Genomic DNA, 17,002 nt, shown 5'->3' with positions numbered 1-17,002 from the left:
TACACGTTGTTTATTAATTGCTCCATTGAAACAAGGAAATATAAAAGTTGCGCTGGTAGGTAACCCGAATGCCGGCAAATCGACATTATTTAATGCATTAACAGGGTTACGTCAGAAAACAGGCAATTTTCCGGGCGTAACCGTCTCCAAAAAATCAGGTACATTTAAAATTCCGGCAAATAACGGGTCCGAAGACAAAAATGTAGTATTGGTAGACCTGCCCGGACTTTATAGTATTTATCCAAAATCCAAGGATGAAACGGTGGTAATGGATATCCTGGCCAACCCGAAGCATCCCGACTTCCCGGATGTGGTGATCGTGGTGATCGATGCGTCCAATCTTCAAAGAAATCTCCTGCTTTTTACTGAAATCCGTGATTTGGGCATACCTTCCGTGGTTGCACTGAATATGCTGGACGTCGCCGAAAGTATGAAACTGGCAGTCAATGCCGTTCAGCTCGCCATGCAGCTGAATGTACCGGTCGTCAATATCAATGCACGAACGGGAAAAGGGATTGACAAATTAAAAGAAGCTGTTCAGCAGGTGTATCAGCGTGATGTACAGCCTGTTCAGGAATATTTTTATGAGCCGAAGGAAAGTGAGGTAAGTCTGATAGGGGAGGTTAGGGAGATCTATAATCTTGATAATGACTATGTTGCGTTGCAGTATGTTTGTCAGCACGACAACTTTTCATTCCTGGAACAACCGGCCAGGACTCGACTGGACAAACTGATCGAGAAATATGGTTTTGATGAAAATAATTTTTTAGCGACTGAGACAATTGCCCGTTACGAGAAGATCAAGCCGATTGTTTCGAAATCGGTGAAATCGCAGGGTGCCACGGAGCAGCCCTACTGGACCAGGAAACTGGATAGTATTCTGTTGCATCCGTTTTGGGGTTACGTATGTTTTTTGATTGTACTGATCATCGTATTTCAGGCCATATTTGCCTGGGCCACCTACCCAAGCGACCTGCTCGATGCAGGAATTGCCCAAATCATAGAGTGGACCAAAGCGACGCTTCCGGAAGGTGTTTTGAATGACCTGATTACCAACGGTATACTTGCTGGAATCGCCGGGATTATCGTGTTCATTCCTCCGATCGGTATTCTTTTCGCATTGGTATCGCTATTGGAGGAGTCGGGATACATGGCGCGGGTGATGGTGATTATGGACAAATTGATGCGCCCATTTGGCTTGAATGGTAGGAGTGTTGTTCCGCTTATTTCAGGCGCAGCCTGCGCGGTACCGGCCATAATGACCACCAGAAGTATCAGCAGCAGGTATGAACGGTTGTTGACAATCCTGGTGACGCCTTTGATGAGCTGCTCGGCGCGGCTTCCTATATACACAATACTAATCGCGCTGGTAATTCCTTCCACCACTGTTTTAGGCTTTCTGAATCTGCAGGGACTGGTTTTACTGGGTTTATATGCAATGGGATTGATAGGCGCGCTGTTTTCAGCCTGGCTGCTTTCACTTTTTATTCCTCGAAAAGAACCCAGCTATTTTATGCTGGAAATGCCTTCTTACAAATTGCCACGCTGGGGACACGTCGCTTTTACGATGTATGACAGTGTCAAATCCTTTGTTTTTGAAGCGGGAAAGGTGATTATGGCGATCTCGATTATCCTTTGGGTATTGGCCAGCTACGGACCCGGTGATCGTATGGAAATTGCGGAGGAGCAGGCTGTTGCAAAAATGTCTAATGCGCCTCAGGAAGAAATTGATGCCGCAGTTTCCTCTGCTCGTCTGGAACATTCCTATGCAGGTCATTTCGGTCGGTTTATCGAGCCTGCGATCCGGCCTCTGGGATATGACTGGAAAATCGGCATTGCATTACTTGCTTCCTTTGCCGCGCGGGAAGTTTTTGTTGGTACAATGGCGACCATATATAGTATCAGCGGAGATTCGGAAGATGTCCCAACCGTGAAGCAGCGGCTTTTGCAGGAGAAAAACCCGGAGACCGGCGAAGCGATGTTTACGCCTGCGGTTTGTTTTTCGCTATTGATGTTCTACGTATTCGCTATGATGTGTATGAGCACGATCGCCGTAGTACAACGCGAAACCCACGGCTGGAAATGGCCGATGATCCAGCTGGCATATTTAATGATACTGGCTTACGGATCGGCGTTTGTGGTTTATCAGTTAATGAGTTGAGATGGTTCGCAGATCTTTTAGTTCGATTTTCTTATGACGTGAAAGGAGACAGACTTCGGATAAATCGCTTTCCAGGATTCTGTCAAAATCTTTAAGCCTGACATTCTTTGGAATGTCCCGGACAAAGAAAGCGTTATCCTCTTTTGTTATACATTTCCTTTTCTTTTTGCCGGGCAGCTCTTGTCCCGATGATCCTGACTTTTCCATCTCTGATTATAAAATATGAAGTTAACATTCTGCTGAGATAGCTTCGACCGATACAAAGGAAACGAACTTCTCTCGATCTGTTGCTAATAATGACCAGTTTAGCTGGATCTTTAAAAATGCTTTCTGCTTCCAGGTTGCTGATGCAATGCTTTTCCTCAGATTTACTTTTGTTACCCGTATCCCAAATAAATTTAAGTGGCGCCAATTTAGCTTCAATAGATTAGTTTCTATTGAGACGCTCAGTCCTTCATTTGGTAACAATTTTTTTAGGAATATTACCACCCCAGCCCCTCAACCAGATCCGACGCGATCATTGCGATTTGTCCTTTTTTCGCGGCGGCGCGGTCTCCGGCGATTCCGTGTTGGTACACACCTAAGATAGCCGCCTCGGCTGGGCTGTATTTCTGAGCGAGCAGGCCGGTAATAATGCCGGTCAACACATCGCCGGTACCCCCGGTTGCCATTCCCGGGTTTCCGGTAGAGTTGAAATGGACTTCTCCGTTAGGAAGGATCACTGCGGTATTTGCTCCTTTCAGGCAGATAATAACCTGATACTTTCCTGCGAATTCCCTCGCCAGTTCCAGGCGTTCATATTCGTCACTGCTTTCTCCGGCCAGTCGTTGAAATTCCTTCGGGTGTGGCGTGAGAATGGTATTGGGTGGTAATTTATCAAGCAAATGTCTGTGGATTGAGAGAATATTTAATGCATCTGCGTCAATAATAAGCGGTACTTTGACCTGATCCAACAGCTCTTCCAGCATTGCAATCGTTACCGGCTCCTGACCAACCCCGGGGCCAACGCCCACAGCCGAGTACGAACCCAGCTCCGGAAACTGACTGACATGCTGGTCGTTTTTATCGATCGATGCCATTGCTTCTGGTGCGGATATCTGCACGATTTCGTAGCCGCAAACAGGGACGTGCATGGTTAGCAACCCAACTCCCGAGCGAAGACAAGCTCTTCCGGCAAGAATCGCCGCGCCCATTTTACCAAAACTGCCAGCCAGCAGCAATGCATGGCCGAAGGTGCCTTTATGAGAAAACTTGTCCCTCGGCTTAATGATTTTTTCAGCCCTGGTTCTGTCAGTAAAATGATAAGGAGTATGCAGTTCCTGAATATATTTTTCACTTAACCCAATATCCACAATATGCCAATCGCCTGCATAACGCGCATTCTGGGGTAACAAAAATGGTAGTTTCGGCAACTGGAATGTAACCGTGTGATCAGGCTTGATGATAGGATCATTTTTTGAATTTGCCTTGTCCATGAAAAGCCCGCTCGCAATATCAACGGCGACGACTCTATTGGGCAGTTCGTTGATCTTCTGAATAATAGCTGCCAGCAAACCCTCTACTGGCCGCGACAGACCAGAGCCAAGTAGTGCATCAATTATGACAACATTCGGCGCAAGTGCAGGAAATTGATCGTCGGAATGAATTGTAGCTGGCTTTAAATGCGCTTGCAGCCGGTTCAGATTTTGACTAAAGTCTTGCGATTCATTTGCTGTGTAGTCGGCGATGATCACTTTTACGTCGTAACTCAATTGATTAAGCAGCCGCGCAATTGCCAATCCGTCACCGCCATTATTTCCTTTTCCGCAAAAAACGCAGACGGGCCGGGTATTCACAAATTGATTACGAAACCAGTTAACAAATGCATTGGAAGCCCTTTCCATCAGATCGATTGATGATATCGGTTCATTCTGTATCGTATATTGATCGATCGATCTAATCTGTGCGGCAGTGAGTATTTTCATATTAATAATAAAATCCTTTTCAATATCCGTCCTAAATCTCTGTGCCAATCAGTTGTGCCTCTCAACTTACTATACCTGAAAAACGAGGGAATTTTTAGAAATAATGCTTATCAAAACTTTCGGATAAGCAGAAATAATCTTAGCTTTGCACTCGTTTTTCCCAAGGTTGTTTTGAATGAAGGGGCGTCACCCCGTCCGCTGAGAACAAGCTATCACTTTAAATTCAAAAAGCATTCGTCATGAGTGAACTTATTAAACTCGTAGAAGCTACGATTGAAAATCGTAAATCCGAGTACCCTGATTTCGGATCAGGCGACACAATCAACGTACACGTTAAGATTCGTGAAGGTAACAAAGAGCGTATCCAGCAGTTTCAGGGTACCGTTATGCAACGCCGCAATCTTAGCTCAAGTGGTGAAACCTTTACAGTACGTAAAATATCAAATGGCATAGGTGTTGAACGCGTTTTCCCAATCCTTTCACCAAGTATCGCAAAAATCGAATTGATTCGTCGCGGTAAGGTGCGCCGCTCACGTTTGTTCTATCTGCGTGGACGTCAGGGTAAAGCTGCTCGCATTAAAGAGCTTAAAGTGACGAAGTAATAACTTCTCGCTAAAAATTTAAAACCCTGCAGGTGATTATTTCTTGCAGGGTTTTGTTTTTAAATAGCCTGCCGGTTTAGACCGAGGAATCCTCGCCATCACTACCCGTCGGTTTCAACCGACGGCCAAGCCACAAAACAATGAAAATCGCTTTTTATAAATACCAGGGTACCGGAAATGACTTCGTGATGGTCGACGACCGGAATCTGCAATTTCCGGTTTCCAAAGAATTTATCGCATCTATCTGCCACCGGAGGTTCGGAGTAGGAGCCGACGGGCTGATCCTGTTGCAAAATGCAGCGGATTATGATTTCAGAATGGTGTATTTCAATGCCGACGGAGGAGAGGGAAGTATGTGCGGAAATGGCGGCCGCTGTGTGGTTCGGTTTGCGAAAGATCTTGGGTTATTTACAGATCAGACCAAATTTATCGCCGTAGATGGAGAGCACGAGGCAAACGTCGAAGGCGACATTATCAGGCTGAGAATGTCGGGTGTAAAGGATTTGGAGCGCTACGACGAGTTTGATTTCATGAATACCGGCTCGCCGCACTACGTGACTTACGTGGAGGATGTTACTGATGTAGATGTTGTGAACATCGGCAGCGAGATCCGTTACGGATCGGTTTACGGACCGAAAGGTGGTACTAATGTAAATTTTGTTGAAGTAATTGAAGGTAACCACCTCAGTGTAAGAACTTACGAGCGCGGCGTAGAGGATGAAACTTACAGTTGTGGCACGGGCGTGACTGCCTGCGCATTATCTGCTCATTTAAGAAAAGGCTGGGAAAGTCCGGTGAAAGTGGAAACGATCGGCGGAACACTGGAAGTTGCCTATTCTGTGAATTCAGAAGGAGAGCTCAGTGATATTTATTTGATCGGCCCTGCGGAAAGGGTATTTGAAGGGGAGCTACTTGCCGAATCCTAAGATCCGGCAAGCTCAATCTCCTAAAATGCCTCCGTGAACGTGCAGAATGGATTTTTCACTCCATTCCGGCACCCGGCAATAATCCATCGCAGCCACTTTGCTGCGAACACCGTTGGTGCAGATCACTATAATTGTATTGTAAGGTTCCAGTAAATTGCGTTGCTCACGAATTTCTGCGAGCGGAATATTAATGCCGCCTTCATTAAACTCTTCAAATTCCCACGGCTCACGAACGTCAACAAGCACCGAACCAGGTTTTTTCACTAGTTCGAGCGCTTCCGACAATTCTATATCCGAATAACTGCGGCGCATTTTTACAATGCAAATGGATGATCGTTTTCGACCGGAATGTTCTTGGCAATCAGTTTGTGAATGTCACGCAAGAAGAGCTTTTCTTCCCTGTCGCAAAACGAAAACGCAATTCCTTTCGCTCCTGCACGACCAGTCCGGCCAATGCGGTGAACGTAAGTTTCCGGAACATTGGGGATTTCGTAGTTGATCACATGAGTCAGATCGTCTACGTCGATTCCTCGTGCAGCGATATCGGTTGCAACCAAAACCCTGGTAGTCTGGCTTTTAAAATTCTTTAATGCAGTCTGACGTGCATTCTGGGATTTATTTCCGTGGATAGCTTCCGATGTTACGCCTGCTTTTCTCAACACCTTCACTACCTTATCTGCACCGTGCTTGGTGCGTGTAAATACAAGCGCTGTCGAAATGGACTGATCTTTAAGTATGTGAAGCAGCAGATTATTCTTGTCTGATTTATCAACAAAAAATACCGATTGTCTGATGGTATCGGCGGTTGAAGAAACGGGTGTTACCTCCACTTTAACAGGCTGATCAAGTATGGTATTGGCCAGCGCTACGATTGCCGGAGGCATTGTGGCGGAGAAAAAAAGCGATTGCCTTTTCTGTGGCAATAACCGCAATACTTTTTTTACATCGTGGACAAATCCCATGTCGAGCATGCGATCGGCTTCATCCAGTACAAAAAATTCAAGCTGGTTCAGCTTTATAAATCCCTGATTGATGAGGTCAAGTAAGCGGCCAGGTGTTGCTATCAGAATATCAACTCCCCAACGCAATGCATCGGTCTGAGGTTTCTGACCAACGCCTCCGAAAACAACAGTGTGCTTCAAGCCGGTATGGCGTCCGTAAGCGGCAAAGCTTTCTCCGATCTGAATAGCCAACTCCCGGGTCGGGGTCAATATCAACGCACGAATGCGTTGCCTCTCACTATTTCCAACCGGTTTGTTATAAAGCAGCTGGATCATTGGTATCGCAAAAGCGGCCGTTTTACCAGTACCCGTCTGCGCGCAGCCCAGCAGGTCTTTCTGATTTAAAATAATGGGGATTGCTTTTGCCTGAATGGGGGTGGGGGTGTTGTATCCTTCTTCTTTCAGAGCCTTCGTAATAGGCTCGATGAGTTCTAATTCCTGAAATGTCATTTGTGTTATTTAGCGGCCGGTTCAAAATTGATTTACGGCCAGGATCATACTTTTCGGCTAAGAGCCGTCCGTATAACAGAACTTCGGATTTTAACGTTCATTCAAAAAAAACCAATTTCTTTTGCAAGTTTTAATTAATTTGAGATAATTCACTAACCTAGTTTAGCCATGTTAAGAATCACTACATTGACATTTTTGTTATTCCTCGTACTATCTGCGGCTAATGCCCAGGATGTTATCGTAAAAAGGGACGGAAAAACGATTGAAGGAAAAGTCACCGAAGTTGGGGTGGACCGGATTACTTACAAAATCAGTAATGCGGAAAACAGCGCAAACTTCCTGATACTCAAAAATGAAGTGTCGCGCATTGAGTTTGATAACGGACAAACCGTTTTTATAAACGACCGGCTCGTTCGCAGTCGCGACAGATCGGTGATGACGCAGGAAAGAGAGCCGCTGGGTAGGAATTTGATCAATATATCACCTTTTAAGGCACTTGACAGCGGCCCGGGATTTGCGCTCAGCTATGAAAGAATACTGGATAAGAAAGGCTATTTCGGTCTTATTATACCTTTCACCATTACTATTCCGGGAACAAGCGTTTACCTTTTCGATGTAGCTGATAACAACGGTTCTGCGATGTTTTACCTCTCGCCAGGTCTTAAAATCTATCCGTTCGGACAGCGAAAAGTGACTTATGCAGTTGGCCCGAGCTTTTTCTTTGGTAGAGGCGAGGATTGGGATAATGGCAGCAGCTACGATCCCGTGACCGGAATGTACGTCTCCGGAAGACATACAAACACAATGACGCGCGCCGGATTGCTGGTCAATAACTATATCAATTTTCAGGTTACCCCCAAGTTCCAGATCGGCCTGAATGCCGGGCTGGGTTCCAGGTTTGTGGATCGTGAGGAATATATGTCAAGAGCAACCTATATCCGCGGGTTGCAGGTAACTGGGGAGTTTAATTTCAACCTGGGATTCCGTTTTTGACAGTAGCAACTATTTAAGAACCCTGAAAACCGGGTAACGCAGGTATTCTTTTTCCCGGTGTGCAGATTGATCGTAAATGAAGTCGAGTTGGGCATTTGCACTCTTTGCGAATTCCGGCTCGGCTTTCTTTTTGGCTTCCAGCTTCGCGTTCAGTTCGGGGGATTTTTTCAATAATTCAGCAGCCAGATCTTCAAAAACATAATTTGAATAATGCTCTTTGGCCTGCAAAATCGTATCAAAGAAATTCCATTTGAAAAAAGAATCGACTGCCTTCGGTTCCAATGTCTCGACAATATACCTATTAGTCCATTGATTTACAGGAATATACCAATCGCCTTTTTTGAATGTAATCCTTTGTTTCTCAGTTCTTAAATCCACACTGGTATGCCAGTAATGCCCTTCAAAAGGTATTTTAGGCGATTCGCAATTTTCAATATAATAGGTTTCGACTTCCATTTCCGTGTCTTCGTCGAGCTGGGTTACCTCTACCTGATTCAGTTTCAGCAATGCGATCACATTGTGCCATCCCTGCGGGATAATGTAGGCTTCGGGCTTGGTTACTTCATCAAGCGGCACGTAGGTGTCGTAAAAAGGTATTGTTTTGGTAAAAGGCTTCGCGCGGTCATAATGCAGTCTTTTTTCGCCGGTTACTTCACTCGTAATATATTCCGGCTCGTAACCTTTGAACTCGATCGGTGTATTCTTTTCCTTATTAACCTGCCAGGAAATGGCAAACCTTTCCTGAGTTTTTACCGATTTTTTTGTCTCCCGCCGCAGCTTTAATAGTTGTTCCCGGTGTGCGGCGAGAAATTTTATATTTCCGTGCAAATAGGAATAAGTAGCCTTAACCCGCTGATCATAAGGTTTTAACATATGCGTTTCGGTCATTACCCCGATCGTGTGAAAGAGCGCAGCATAGCCCGTCGAATACCTCGGCCAGTCGGGAAATTGAACAAAACCTTTGTCAGGAGTCTGGCCCCAGGCATTCACGTAGGGTGTCGCTTCGAAGCCGGTTTCTTTGAGGTGTTTGTGCATATAGGGTAAAAACACTTTCTCACTAAAATCCCCGAGCGGCCCGCCCAATTTGTCTTTCTGTGCATAATCCAGCGTCATGACATACTGATAATCAGCGCCGTTACTCACGTGCGTATCCGCAAAAAGATCCGGATCGAGCTCGTGGAAAATAGCCGCGAAACTTCTCGCATTCCGCGTGTCACTTTTGATGAAATCACGGTTCAGATCATAATTTCTCGCATTACCCCGGAAACCATATTCTTCCGGCCCGTCCTGATTTACACGCGTGGTACTGTTCCGGTTGAGCGCGCCGCCGATATTGTAATATGGAATGATCGCCAATACCACATTGTCCAGCTCCGGAAATTTCGCCGGATTAGTCGCAATATCCCTCAGTAGCATCATTGAGGCATCCACACCGTCAGATTCCCCAGGGTGTATTGCATTATTAACCAGCAAAATGGCTTTACCCTGGGCTTTCAGATTTTTAATATCAAATACTTTTGTTTTTGAATACAGCACCAAATGAAGCGGCCGGCCGCTGTCGGTAGGTCCTTTGGCCGTGATCTGTATCTGCGGAAAAGCCTTTGCCAGTGATTTGTAGTAGGCAATCCCTTCATCGTAAGTAGGTGTCTGCTTCCCGCCGCTCAGCTCGAAGCGGGTTTTATATTGCGCCTGGACCGGCAGATGAAAAATAAGGATGAGTGCAAAGGTAAAAACGCGCATGGGGGCGGTGAGATTAATATTTGTATCGATCCATCAGATAGAGATAAGGCGCCGTAAGATGGTGAATGAACATGGTCTTGTCGGAATCTGGGAACTTCTTGTAATACTCAGCATCGGGCAGCAGCATGATCGTAGGGCCAATGCGGACATAATTGCTCGTTTTTGCGTAAACCGGTGGCTCGAACTCAGGCAGTATCTTCTGAACTGATTTGGAAGCATAATTGCCGAGATACTTCACATAATTCCGCTGTGCTTTCATACTCGGATTTCGCATTTTTTTATAGGCATGTTTCATAGCAATGCGCGCGATCAGCTTCTGTTTTTTTACAACTGCATCGATATCTTTAAAAGGATTGGTTTCATTAAAATCGTCAAGTGTTTGCACCGAAAATGGCACTTCGGGGATCCAGTCAGCCGCATTGATTACATTATATCCCCAGCCTCCGTCGATCAAATGTTCGTATTCATAAGCATAATAGGTATTTCCAGCTTTTGGCGAGGCGCTGCAATAGGTTTTAAAACGAATGTCTTTGGGAAGCTTACCCTGTTTTTGAAGTGAATACAAATGTGAAGTAAGCAAATAAGTGATGGCGCCGCCCTGGCTGTGACCCATGATCAGAAATTCCCGGATACCTGTTTTATAAGAAGAATCAATTTTAGGGACAATATCGTTTGCCAGAAATGCAGTTCCGACCAGCCAGCCCACGTGCACCGCAGCTTTCGGATGTTCCGCCAGGTCATATTGAAATGTAAAAGACTTCGTGAGTTTCAGTTGACCCTTGGCTGGTACCATGGCAGCGTAAAAGTTTTCCAGCCAGCCCACCGGCTCCTGCGTAGTACCCCGCACATTGATCGCCGCCGTTGTTTCATTCTTTCTCCACAAAGCCCATTTATTATCCAGCCCCATTACCGGCGACTGGTAAACCTGTTTGAAATGAGCGGGCAGCGGCGTAACCATTTTCTCACGCCCTATGTCCGTTTTGCTCGAATCATACAAAAGGACGTGCATATAAAACAACTCCAGGTACTCCTCTTTATCAAAACCGGGGCGCAGTTTTTCCTGCGCAATCAGGGGAGAAGACAAGAAGAGTCCGCTGATAATCATTGCGAACAGGGAGACAATCCGGGTTTGTGATACAGGCATCAGATCGGACTTTTTATGGAGTGTTATCGCACCGGAAATGTAACCGGCACTTCGGTTTTTAAATGTAAGAAAGAATCCGGTGAAATGCTCAGCAGGACCCGTTTGCAGCACGATTTCTGGCTAAAACAGATTACTATCAACACATTAGAATACCGTTAGAATTCCTCGTTTGGCCCTCAACCGGTTGAATTACGTGGTAGAGTTCGTTATTTTTGGTTAGCCTAAAAAATATTTTCATGGAGTTATATTATTCTTTTTCTGTTCTCATTGTCCTCTCTGCCATCTTTTCCTATATCAATGCAAGATTTCTGAAACTGCCTGCTTCCATCGGGGTTATGGTGATCGCCTTGCTTGTTTCGATGGGATTAATAGCAACTGACAGCCTCTTTCCACGTATTTTCCTGGGAATTTCAACCCTCATTGCCAGCGTCGATCTGACCGAAATTCTCATGGGCGCGATGCTTAATTTTCTTCTGTTCGCAGGCGCTATTCATATCCATTTGGAGGATTTGCGGGAGCAGCGTTTGCCGGTGATCATATTCTCAACCGTCAGTGTAGTTATATCCACATTCGTGATCGGTTTTTTGATGTTCAACTTACTGCCACTAACCGGGATACAAATACCTCTGATCCAGTGCCTTGTATTTGGGGCGCTCATTTCGCCCACCGATCCGATCGCAGTTCTCGGTATTTTGAAACAGGCGGGCGTGCCTAAATCGCTCGAAACCAAAATTGCCGGCGAGTCACTTTTTAACGACGGTATGGCCGTTGTGGTTTTTATATTAATGCTTGCCCTGGCGAGAGGCGAGGAAGTAAATACTTCTTTCAGTGGTATTTCAATGTTGCTGATCAAGGAAGCGCTGGGCGGTATTGCGCTCGGGATGGTACTGGGATTTGTCGGTTCTCAAATGATTTACAGGGTCGACGGATACAATGTACACGTACTGATTACATTAGCGATTGTGATGGGAGGGCATCTGGTAGCGCAGGCCATGCATATGTCCGGGCCGCTGGCGATGGTGGCCGCCGGGTTGGTTGTAGGTAATTATGGTAAAAATCTGGGTGGCGTTTCGGAAACCGAGCGGGACTATATTGACAAGTTCTGGGAGCTGGTGGATGAAATTTTGAACGCGATCCTGTTTTTGATTATAGGTTTCGAACTTCTCCTGATCCCTGACCTGAAACAATATGGCTGGGCGGGAGTCATTGCGATTGCCGTTGTGCTTTTTGCCAGATTTGTCTCCATTTATATTCCAGTCAAGCTGATTCCATTCCGGAATAAATTCGGTAAAAAATCGATTACGATCCTCGTGTGGGGAGGCTTGCGCGGAGGTGTATCTATTGCGCTGGCCCTGTCAATAGATAATGAACTGAATAAGGAAATTTTGCTCGCGGTGACTTACTTCGTCGTACTATTCTCAATAATCGTACAGGGATTGACCGTCGGAAAACTGACTGCCAAAATGAGTAATGCTGAGGAGGCGTCCGCGACTAGGGAGTAGCAGCAACCATGCTGTTGATTTCCGTGTTGACTTTGTTCAACCAAAGGTACTGGCCTTCACAAGTCCAGTGAGAATCACCTTTGAGGTAGGATCTGCGTCCCATCTTTCGAAAGTCAGCCAGTATATCAATTGTAGGCATTTTTAATTCAGGATGGTTGTAGACGCGTTCGATCAGCCGATTGTAAACTCCATAATCCGGCTGCAAAACGGAGACTTTGTTCGGGATAATGGAAAGAAAAACGTGCTTGAAGCCCAGCGAGCGGGCAAACTGTTCTGAAATATTAAGGTTTTTCACAATCGTATCTATTTCGCTATCTGCGGCCTCCTTGAAGGAAGAAGTAATCCCTGCGGTGTCCGTGTCCATATAAAAAACCATGTCCTGACCGTCATTCACCAGTGTGACAGACTCATCGACCCGGCCAAAAAGATTATGTTGAAGGTCAGCTTTCCATTCTTTTACTTTGAAAGCGAGTTCATTTTGGAACAAAAAGAATTCAAGCCGGTCGCGCGTAAATGTGCCGTTGAACGCATTATCCAGCTGCCGCATAAAAGGAGGTTGATCAACTACCGAAACGAATGTCGCAGTGTCGGGGATCAGTACCCGGAGTGTGTCCATCATTTTTTGACGGAAATGCCGTTCCACCGATTCCAGCAGGAGAATATTAGTTTCGGTAGTGTCAACTTTAATGTGCAGGAAATCGGCCCAGTGGACATACGTGTAATTGTCTACCGGGAAATCTTCAATACCAACCCGTTGCTTTTCTGTGAAACTATCGCCAATTATGTATAGATGGACCTTTTTCGAATGCGCAGGCCGGGCAGGTGGCGTATAATCTTTACAGGGTAATCTTGGATCCCTGAAATCCGACAGATTGGAGAGCCGGTACAGATCGCCATACTGATAGCCGTCCTTTATCCAATTCCATTCCCCCACCTTGGCAAACAGGTATTGACTTTGCCCCACAGCCCAGATCAGGCATCCAACAATCAGCACCACATATTTTAAAACCTTCATTCCCATCATCTCAGCTTAACAGACCATACCTGAATTTTCTTCTCGGATCGGCTGAATATCAATAATTTGTAATAGCCCGGCTGATACGTGAGCCGCACAGGCATTTCGGAAGGTATGGCCTTGTCGCCCAGCCGTTTGCCACTCATATCAAACACGGTCGTGTAGTTGCCCGACTTTATGGTGATAAACCGGTTATCCACACCAAAAAAGTGGTACTGGATAACTGAATTCGGCAAAATATCCTTAATCTCAAACAATTCCTTTCCGTCCTTACTAATGATTGCAATCTTCGAATTTACCGATCTCACCAATATCCAGTCAAGTGAATTACGGTCAATTACTGTCTTAAACGAGGATCCGGGTTCTGGCCTCAGAAGTTGCCGGCGAGAAGTTACTTTTCCGTCCATGTTGATCCGCGTCAGCTCGCCGGAGACACTCACACCGACAATTTCGGGTTGGCCGGTTGTCGGGTCCTGGGTCCAGGTGAAGGCACTTTCTGATCTCGTCAGGATATCAACCGGGAAGTTTTGTCGTACGCGGCCATTTTCCTTCACTACGTAAATCTTGCCATTTTTCTGAGTCACAATAAATCCTTTATTGCCGATCTGGTTCAATGCGATTACCGGTCCCTGGATGTTTTGGAAAGAGACCGAATGCGTAAGTTTCCTGACAGGCTTGGTGACGCTCTCCCAAATAAACAGTTCCTCGGCGGTTGTCTTGATGATGAAACGGTTACTTCCATCGTCCCCGCCATCGATCGAATACAATGCATTGATATCCGCCAGCGAAGGTACGATCCCCTTGAAAGTGGTAACTACCGTTGAATCGTCTTCATCGAGTGCATAGACTGTCTTAGCAGTTGCGAAAATCCGCTGCTGCCTTCCAATGTTCAGGAAATCAACTTTATAGGAATTGGTTACTATAGGGCCGTCAAGTCTGGCAATTACTCCTGTTTTTCCCTCGCGCAGGTTGTTGGTCCGGTGCAGGTCATTCTTTTTATCGGTCAACAAAATCTCAGAGCTTCCATCAACCGGATTCTGAAGGGCAGTTAATTCGGTGTCGAAAAGATCAGGCCATTCTATATCGATGTTCAAAAAAGTGCGATTGAGAACTTTGCTGGCAGTTTGTCTCTTCTTGGGCGTAAAACTGATTTCCGGAAACGCATCGTCACCATTGTAGCGGCATTGGAAAGTAACGGATTCCATTTTGGAGATCAAGTCAGAATATTTTTTAAAACCTTCATTCCCGGCCCTGGTTTGCGCTTTTCTGAGATTGACGATCACGGATAGCTGCGCTTCACTGTTTGTTCTGGTTAAAACGCTGTCATATTCGGGTGACTGTTTCCAGGTAATCTGGTTTTCGTAATCGACAATATAATTTTGCAAAACCTGGGAATTGTTGCTGATCACCAGGTAGGGTGCTACATAAGTAAAATAGCTTCTGGGAAAACCCGGGAACATAGGCCCGAAGAGTCCGGAGGGCAACTCAGGAATAGGTACCGAATAGATATCGTAACCCTGATACTGATCGACTGAGGCATTTGTTTCCGAGTTTGACAGCCTCGCCAGCTTTTGAAGAACAGGTCGCAGCTTGTCATAGTTGGAAAATTCCGCCAGCAATATTTTTCCGTCACTTATGCTGTTATTTTCTTCAAGCTGGCATAAAATCAATTCTGATCCAAGATGCTCGATCAGCAAGTTGCTTTCAGACGAAATGTAATAATTCAGCTTATCCCAGGCGGGTGATTTATGTTTTTTATGCCATTTTAAAAACTCCTTTTTAAAAGCGCCTTTATCGGTCACGGCTGATCGGTAGAGGAAAGAAGTCTGCTGCGAAATATGTTTGTGGCCTGCAAACGGCATCCCCGGAATGTCTTTCAGGATATTGGCCATGTAATAGTCGGGCGCGTCGGCTCCCAGGGATTTCAGTGTAAAAGTCCCTTTTTTTGCAAGCTTGGATTCAATGTGAAAGTCCTGGTAGCTGGGAAAGTTTCTTGCAAATTCAGTATAAATCCCGATGGCGTTGTCAGGAGATATCACCGATTTCCATGCATCGTTGCGCAGGTAAATGCTTGTTCCGAAATCCGAATCGTCAATGCCGGAAAACTTCGACCGCAGTCGGAAAGATTCAATGCTGAGGGAAGAGGCACGTATTGCGTCCTCAATCAGGTCACCATAATAACTCACGATCAACAGATTGTCCTGAACGAGGTAGGAGAACAGCGGGCGCGAGTTACTGTCAATAATATCGGTAATGCGATGGTTTTGAAAGTTGTGGTGTAAAGCCCGGATATTAGCGTTTTGCGGACTGGAAAGCCATTTTTGTTCTTCGGTGCTGACCGGAATATACATCAACACACCCCATTCTGTGCTGGTGCGGGGGTGATAGGAATAGGATACAGTTTTCGATTTGAGGAAATTGTATAGCCTTTTTTTATCGGTCGTAAGCAGATTGAGGAGTGAGAGATTATCACTGGCCACGTCAAGCAGCGGGAGGCGCTTGATATCCATGCCCGCCTCCGTTGCAACGTAGGTAGAGTCTTGTAAATGTTCACTCGTAATGACTACAACCGCATTTGTCGGAATAAATTTCCAGGCAGCGGTAGATCCACGGGTCCATCTATATAACAAATATCCTGCTGACGCTATGACGACAATCAACAGGAGTATAAGAATTCGTTTTTTTGACACCAGCTTATTGATTAAGCACGTATCGCCTTAACTTTTTTGTTCAGTTCGAGACGAAAACGCAACAGTTCCTTGAAGCTTCGTATACAAACTTTCCAAAGGTTCCATTTAACGATGGATACAGTTCCGGTTTCCCGGTCTTTATGAGTTATGGGTATATCGAACGTTTCCTGACCTGATTTTTTCGCCATTACGGAAAGAAATATGTTGGGCGCAAATGGTTCGGGATTCGGTAGCTGATCCATCAGTTTTTGCAGGAAGCTCCCCTTGATCAAACGGAAGGGAATATTGCTGTCCATAATGAACGTCCCGTATACCATGGAAATAGTCCCGCGAAGGAATTTGGTGATAAAGAGGCGGACACCTGCATCATGCCGTATTTGCCTGAAACCCAAAATGAACTGTGACCGGTCACGCTTTTCCCACAATTTCTGGAAATCAGCCGACACAAACTGGTCGTCGCTATCTGTCTGAAATACATATTCTGAGTTCAGCTCCAATGCTTTACGGTAGCCGTTTACCACTGCATTACCGTGTCCCCCATTTTTTTGGTTGATTACCGTGAGGTTGGAAACTTCTTTTTCAAGTTTATCCAAAAGAACCTTGGTATTGTCTTTCGAACCGTCGTTGATTACAATCAGGGTTGTTTTTTCGTTTGGAAAAGTTTGTTTCAGGAAGTCTGTCCAATTATAAACTACTTTTTCAATACAATCCTGTTCGTTGTATGCGGGCATTACTATACTGAGACGGTATGACATGCAGAATTTGATGGTATGGTTATGCGAAATTAATAAATAAAGCCTGTAACCGGTATATG

Annotated in this window: 13 protein-coding genes and 1 pseudogene; 5 read left to right on the top strand and 9 right to left on the bottom strand. The window is 45.5% G+C overall.

Features of this window, described 5'->3' with window-relative positions; all coding sequences use genetic code 11:
* Nucleotides 1–25 precede the first annotated feature (25 nt).
* A complete protein-coding gene (feoB, locus tag FXO21_RS03995; protein WP_149638878.1) occupies nucleotides 26–2,161 on the top strand; it encodes a ferrous iron transport protein B in 2,136 nt (711 codons plus the stop codon).
* A gap of 133 nt (nucleotides 2,162–2,294) precedes the next feature.
* Here feoB and FXO21_RS29160 read toward each other — a convergent pair whose 3' ends face one another.
* Nucleotides 2,295–2,573, bottom strand: a complete 279-nt coding sequence (locus tag FXO21_RS29160; RefSeq protein WP_192579164.1) for a BrnT family toxin — start codon at nucleotides 2,571–2,573, stop codon at nucleotides 2,295–2,297.
* A 70-nt stretch (nucleotides 2,574–2,643) separates the two neighbouring features.
* Nucleotides 2,644–4,125, bottom strand: a complete 1,482-nt coding sequence (locus FXO21_RS03985; RefSeq protein WP_149638877.1) for an NAD(P)H-hydrate dehydratase — start codon at nucleotides 4,123–4,125, stop codon at nucleotides 2,644–2,646.
* Between the two features lie 239 nt (nucleotides 4,126–4,364).
* Between FXO21_RS03985 and rplS the strand changes: the two genes are divergently transcribed.
* Nucleotides 4,365–4,727: a 50S ribosomal protein L19 gene (gene rplS, locus FXO21_RS03980; RefSeq protein ID WP_149638876.1), complete on the top strand. Its 363-nt coding sequence runs from the start codon at nucleotides 4,365–4,367 to the stop codon at nucleotides 4,725–4,727.
* Between the two features lie 140 nt (nucleotides 4,728–4,867).
* Complete coding sequence (gene dapF / locus FXO21_RS03975; protein ID WP_149638875.1) at nucleotides 4,868–5,653, top strand: diaminopimelate epimerase; 786 nt, start codon at nucleotides 4,868–4,870, stop codon at nucleotides 5,651–5,653.
* 12 nt (nucleotides 5,654–5,665) lie between these two features.
* On the opposite strand, the gene FXO21_RS03970 is transcribed toward dapF, so the two are convergent.
* Together FXO21_RS03970 and FXO21_RS03965 are read right to left on the bottom strand one after the other, a co-directional pair.
* A complete protein-coding gene (locus tag FXO21_RS03970) occupies nucleotides 5,666–5,965 on the bottom strand; it encodes a rhodanese-like domain-containing protein (protein ID WP_149638874.1) in 300 nt (99 codons plus the stop codon).
* Nucleotides 5,966–5,970: 5 nt separating this feature from the next.
* Nucleotides 5,971–7,104 (bottom strand): annotated as a pseudogene (locus FXO21_RS03965) (DEAD/DEAH box helicase); the annotation flags it as partial.
* Nucleotides 7,105–7,272: 168 nt separating this feature from the next.
* Between FXO21_RS03965 and FXO21_RS03960 the strand changes: the two are divergent.
* Entirely contained in the window at nucleotides 7,273–8,097 is an 825-nt protein-coding gene (locus FXO21_RS03960; protein ID WP_149638872.1) for a hypothetical protein, read from the top strand.
* Between the two features lie 9 nt (nucleotides 8,098–8,106).
* Here the strand turns inward: FXO21_RS03960 and FXO21_RS03955 are convergent, their stop codons facing one another.
* Both FXO21_RS03955 and FXO21_RS03950 read right to left on the bottom strand, forming a co-directional pair.
* Complete coding sequence (locus tag FXO21_RS03955; protein ID WP_149638871.1) at nucleotides 8,107–9,837, bottom strand: M14 family metallopeptidase; 1,731 nt, start codon at nucleotides 9,835–9,837, stop codon at nucleotides 8,107–8,109.
* A gap of 13 nt (nucleotides 9,838–9,850) precedes the next feature.
* Nucleotides 9,851–10,981, bottom strand: coding sequence for a lipase family protein (locus FXO21_RS03950; protein WP_149638870.1), 1,131 nt, complete (start codon nucleotides 10,979–10,981; stop codon nucleotides 9,851–9,853).
* A gap of 236 nt (nucleotides 10,982–11,217) precedes the next feature.
* Here FXO21_RS03950 and FXO21_RS03945 point away from each other — a divergent pair, with 236 nt between their 5' ends.
* Nucleotides 11,218–12,483, top strand: a complete 1,266-nt coding sequence (locus tag FXO21_RS03945) for a cation:proton antiporter (protein WP_149638869.1) — start codon at nucleotides 11,218–11,220, stop codon at nucleotides 12,481–12,483.
* On the opposite strand, the gene FXO21_RS03940 is transcribed toward FXO21_RS03945, so the two are convergent.
* From FXO21_RS03940 to FXO21_RS03930, 3 genes are read right to left on the bottom strand one after another with little or no spacing between them, the layout of a single operon-like run.
* Nucleotides 12,473–13,498, bottom strand: a complete 1,026-nt coding sequence (locus FXO21_RS03940; RefSeq protein WP_149638868.1) for a hypothetical protein — start codon at nucleotides 13,496–13,498, stop codon at nucleotides 12,473–12,475. The genes FXO21_RS03945 and FXO21_RS03940 overlap by 11 nt on opposite strands.
* Before the next feature lie 5 nt (nucleotides 13,499–13,503).
* Nucleotides 13,504–16,188 carry a DUF3352 domain-containing protein gene (locus FXO21_RS03935; RefSeq protein ID WP_149638867.1) on the bottom strand — a complete coding sequence of 895 codons (2,685 nt, stop codon included), beginning with the start codon at nucleotides 16,186–16,188 and terminating at the stop codon, nucleotides 13,504–13,506.
* Nucleotides 16,189–16,199: 11 nt separating this feature from the next.
* Nucleotides 16,200–16,943 (bottom strand): glycosyltransferase family 2 protein, encoded by a 744-nt coding sequence (locus FXO21_RS03930; protein WP_149638866.1) that lies wholly within the window; start codon nucleotides 16,941–16,943, stop codon nucleotides 16,200–16,202.
* Nucleotides 16,944–17,002: the final 59 nt, after the last annotated feature.

This window comes from Dyadobacter sp. UC 10, from assembly GCF_008369915.1.
GTDB lineage: Bacteria > Bacteroidota > Bacteroidia > Cytophagales > Spirosomataceae > Dyadobacter.
Note: the sequence above shows the minus strand (reverse complement) of the source record. Positions and strands in the feature narration are given on the sequence as shown.

Bases quoted from the DNA above. Each gene is read 5' to 3' on its own strand.
- dapF (WP_149638875.1), top strand. From the start codon at position 4,868: ATGAAAATCGCTTTTTATAAATACCAGGGTACCGGAAATGACTTCGTG.
- FXO21_RS03940 (WP_149638868.1), bottom strand. From the start codon at position 13,498: ATGAAGGTTTTAAAATATGTGGTGCTGATTGTTGGATGCCTGATCTGG.
- FXO21_RS03970 (WP_149638874.1), bottom strand. From the start codon at position 5,965: ATGCGCCGCAGTTATTCGGATATAGAATTGTCGGAAGCGCTCGAACTA.
- FXO21_RS03945 (WP_149638869.1), top strand. From the start codon at position 11,218: ATGGAGTTATATTATTCTTTTTCTGTTCTCATTGTCCTCTCTGCCATC.
- FXO21_RS03955 (WP_149638871.1), bottom strand. From the start codon at position 9,837: ATGCGCGTTTTTACCTTTGCACTCATCCTTATTTTTCATCTGCCGGTC.
- FXO21_RS03985 (WP_149638877.1), bottom strand. From the start codon at position 4,125: ATGAAAATACTCACTGCCGCACAGATTAGATCGATCGATCAATATACG.
- FXO21_RS03950 (WP_149638870.1), bottom strand. From the start codon at position 10,981: ATGCCTGTATCACAAACCCGGATTGTCTCCCTGTTCGCAATGATTATC.
- rplS (WP_149638876.1), top strand. From the start codon at position 4,365: ATGAGTGAACTTATTAAACTCGTAGAAGCTACGATTGAAAATCGTAAA.
- FXO21_RS03960 (WP_149638872.1), top strand. From the start codon at position 7,273: ATGTTAAGAATCACTACATTGACATTTTTGTTATTCCTCGTACTATCT.
- FXO21_RS03930 (WP_149638866.1), bottom strand. From the start codon at position 16,943: ATGTCATACCGTCTCAGTATAGTAATGCCCGCATACAACGAACAGGAT.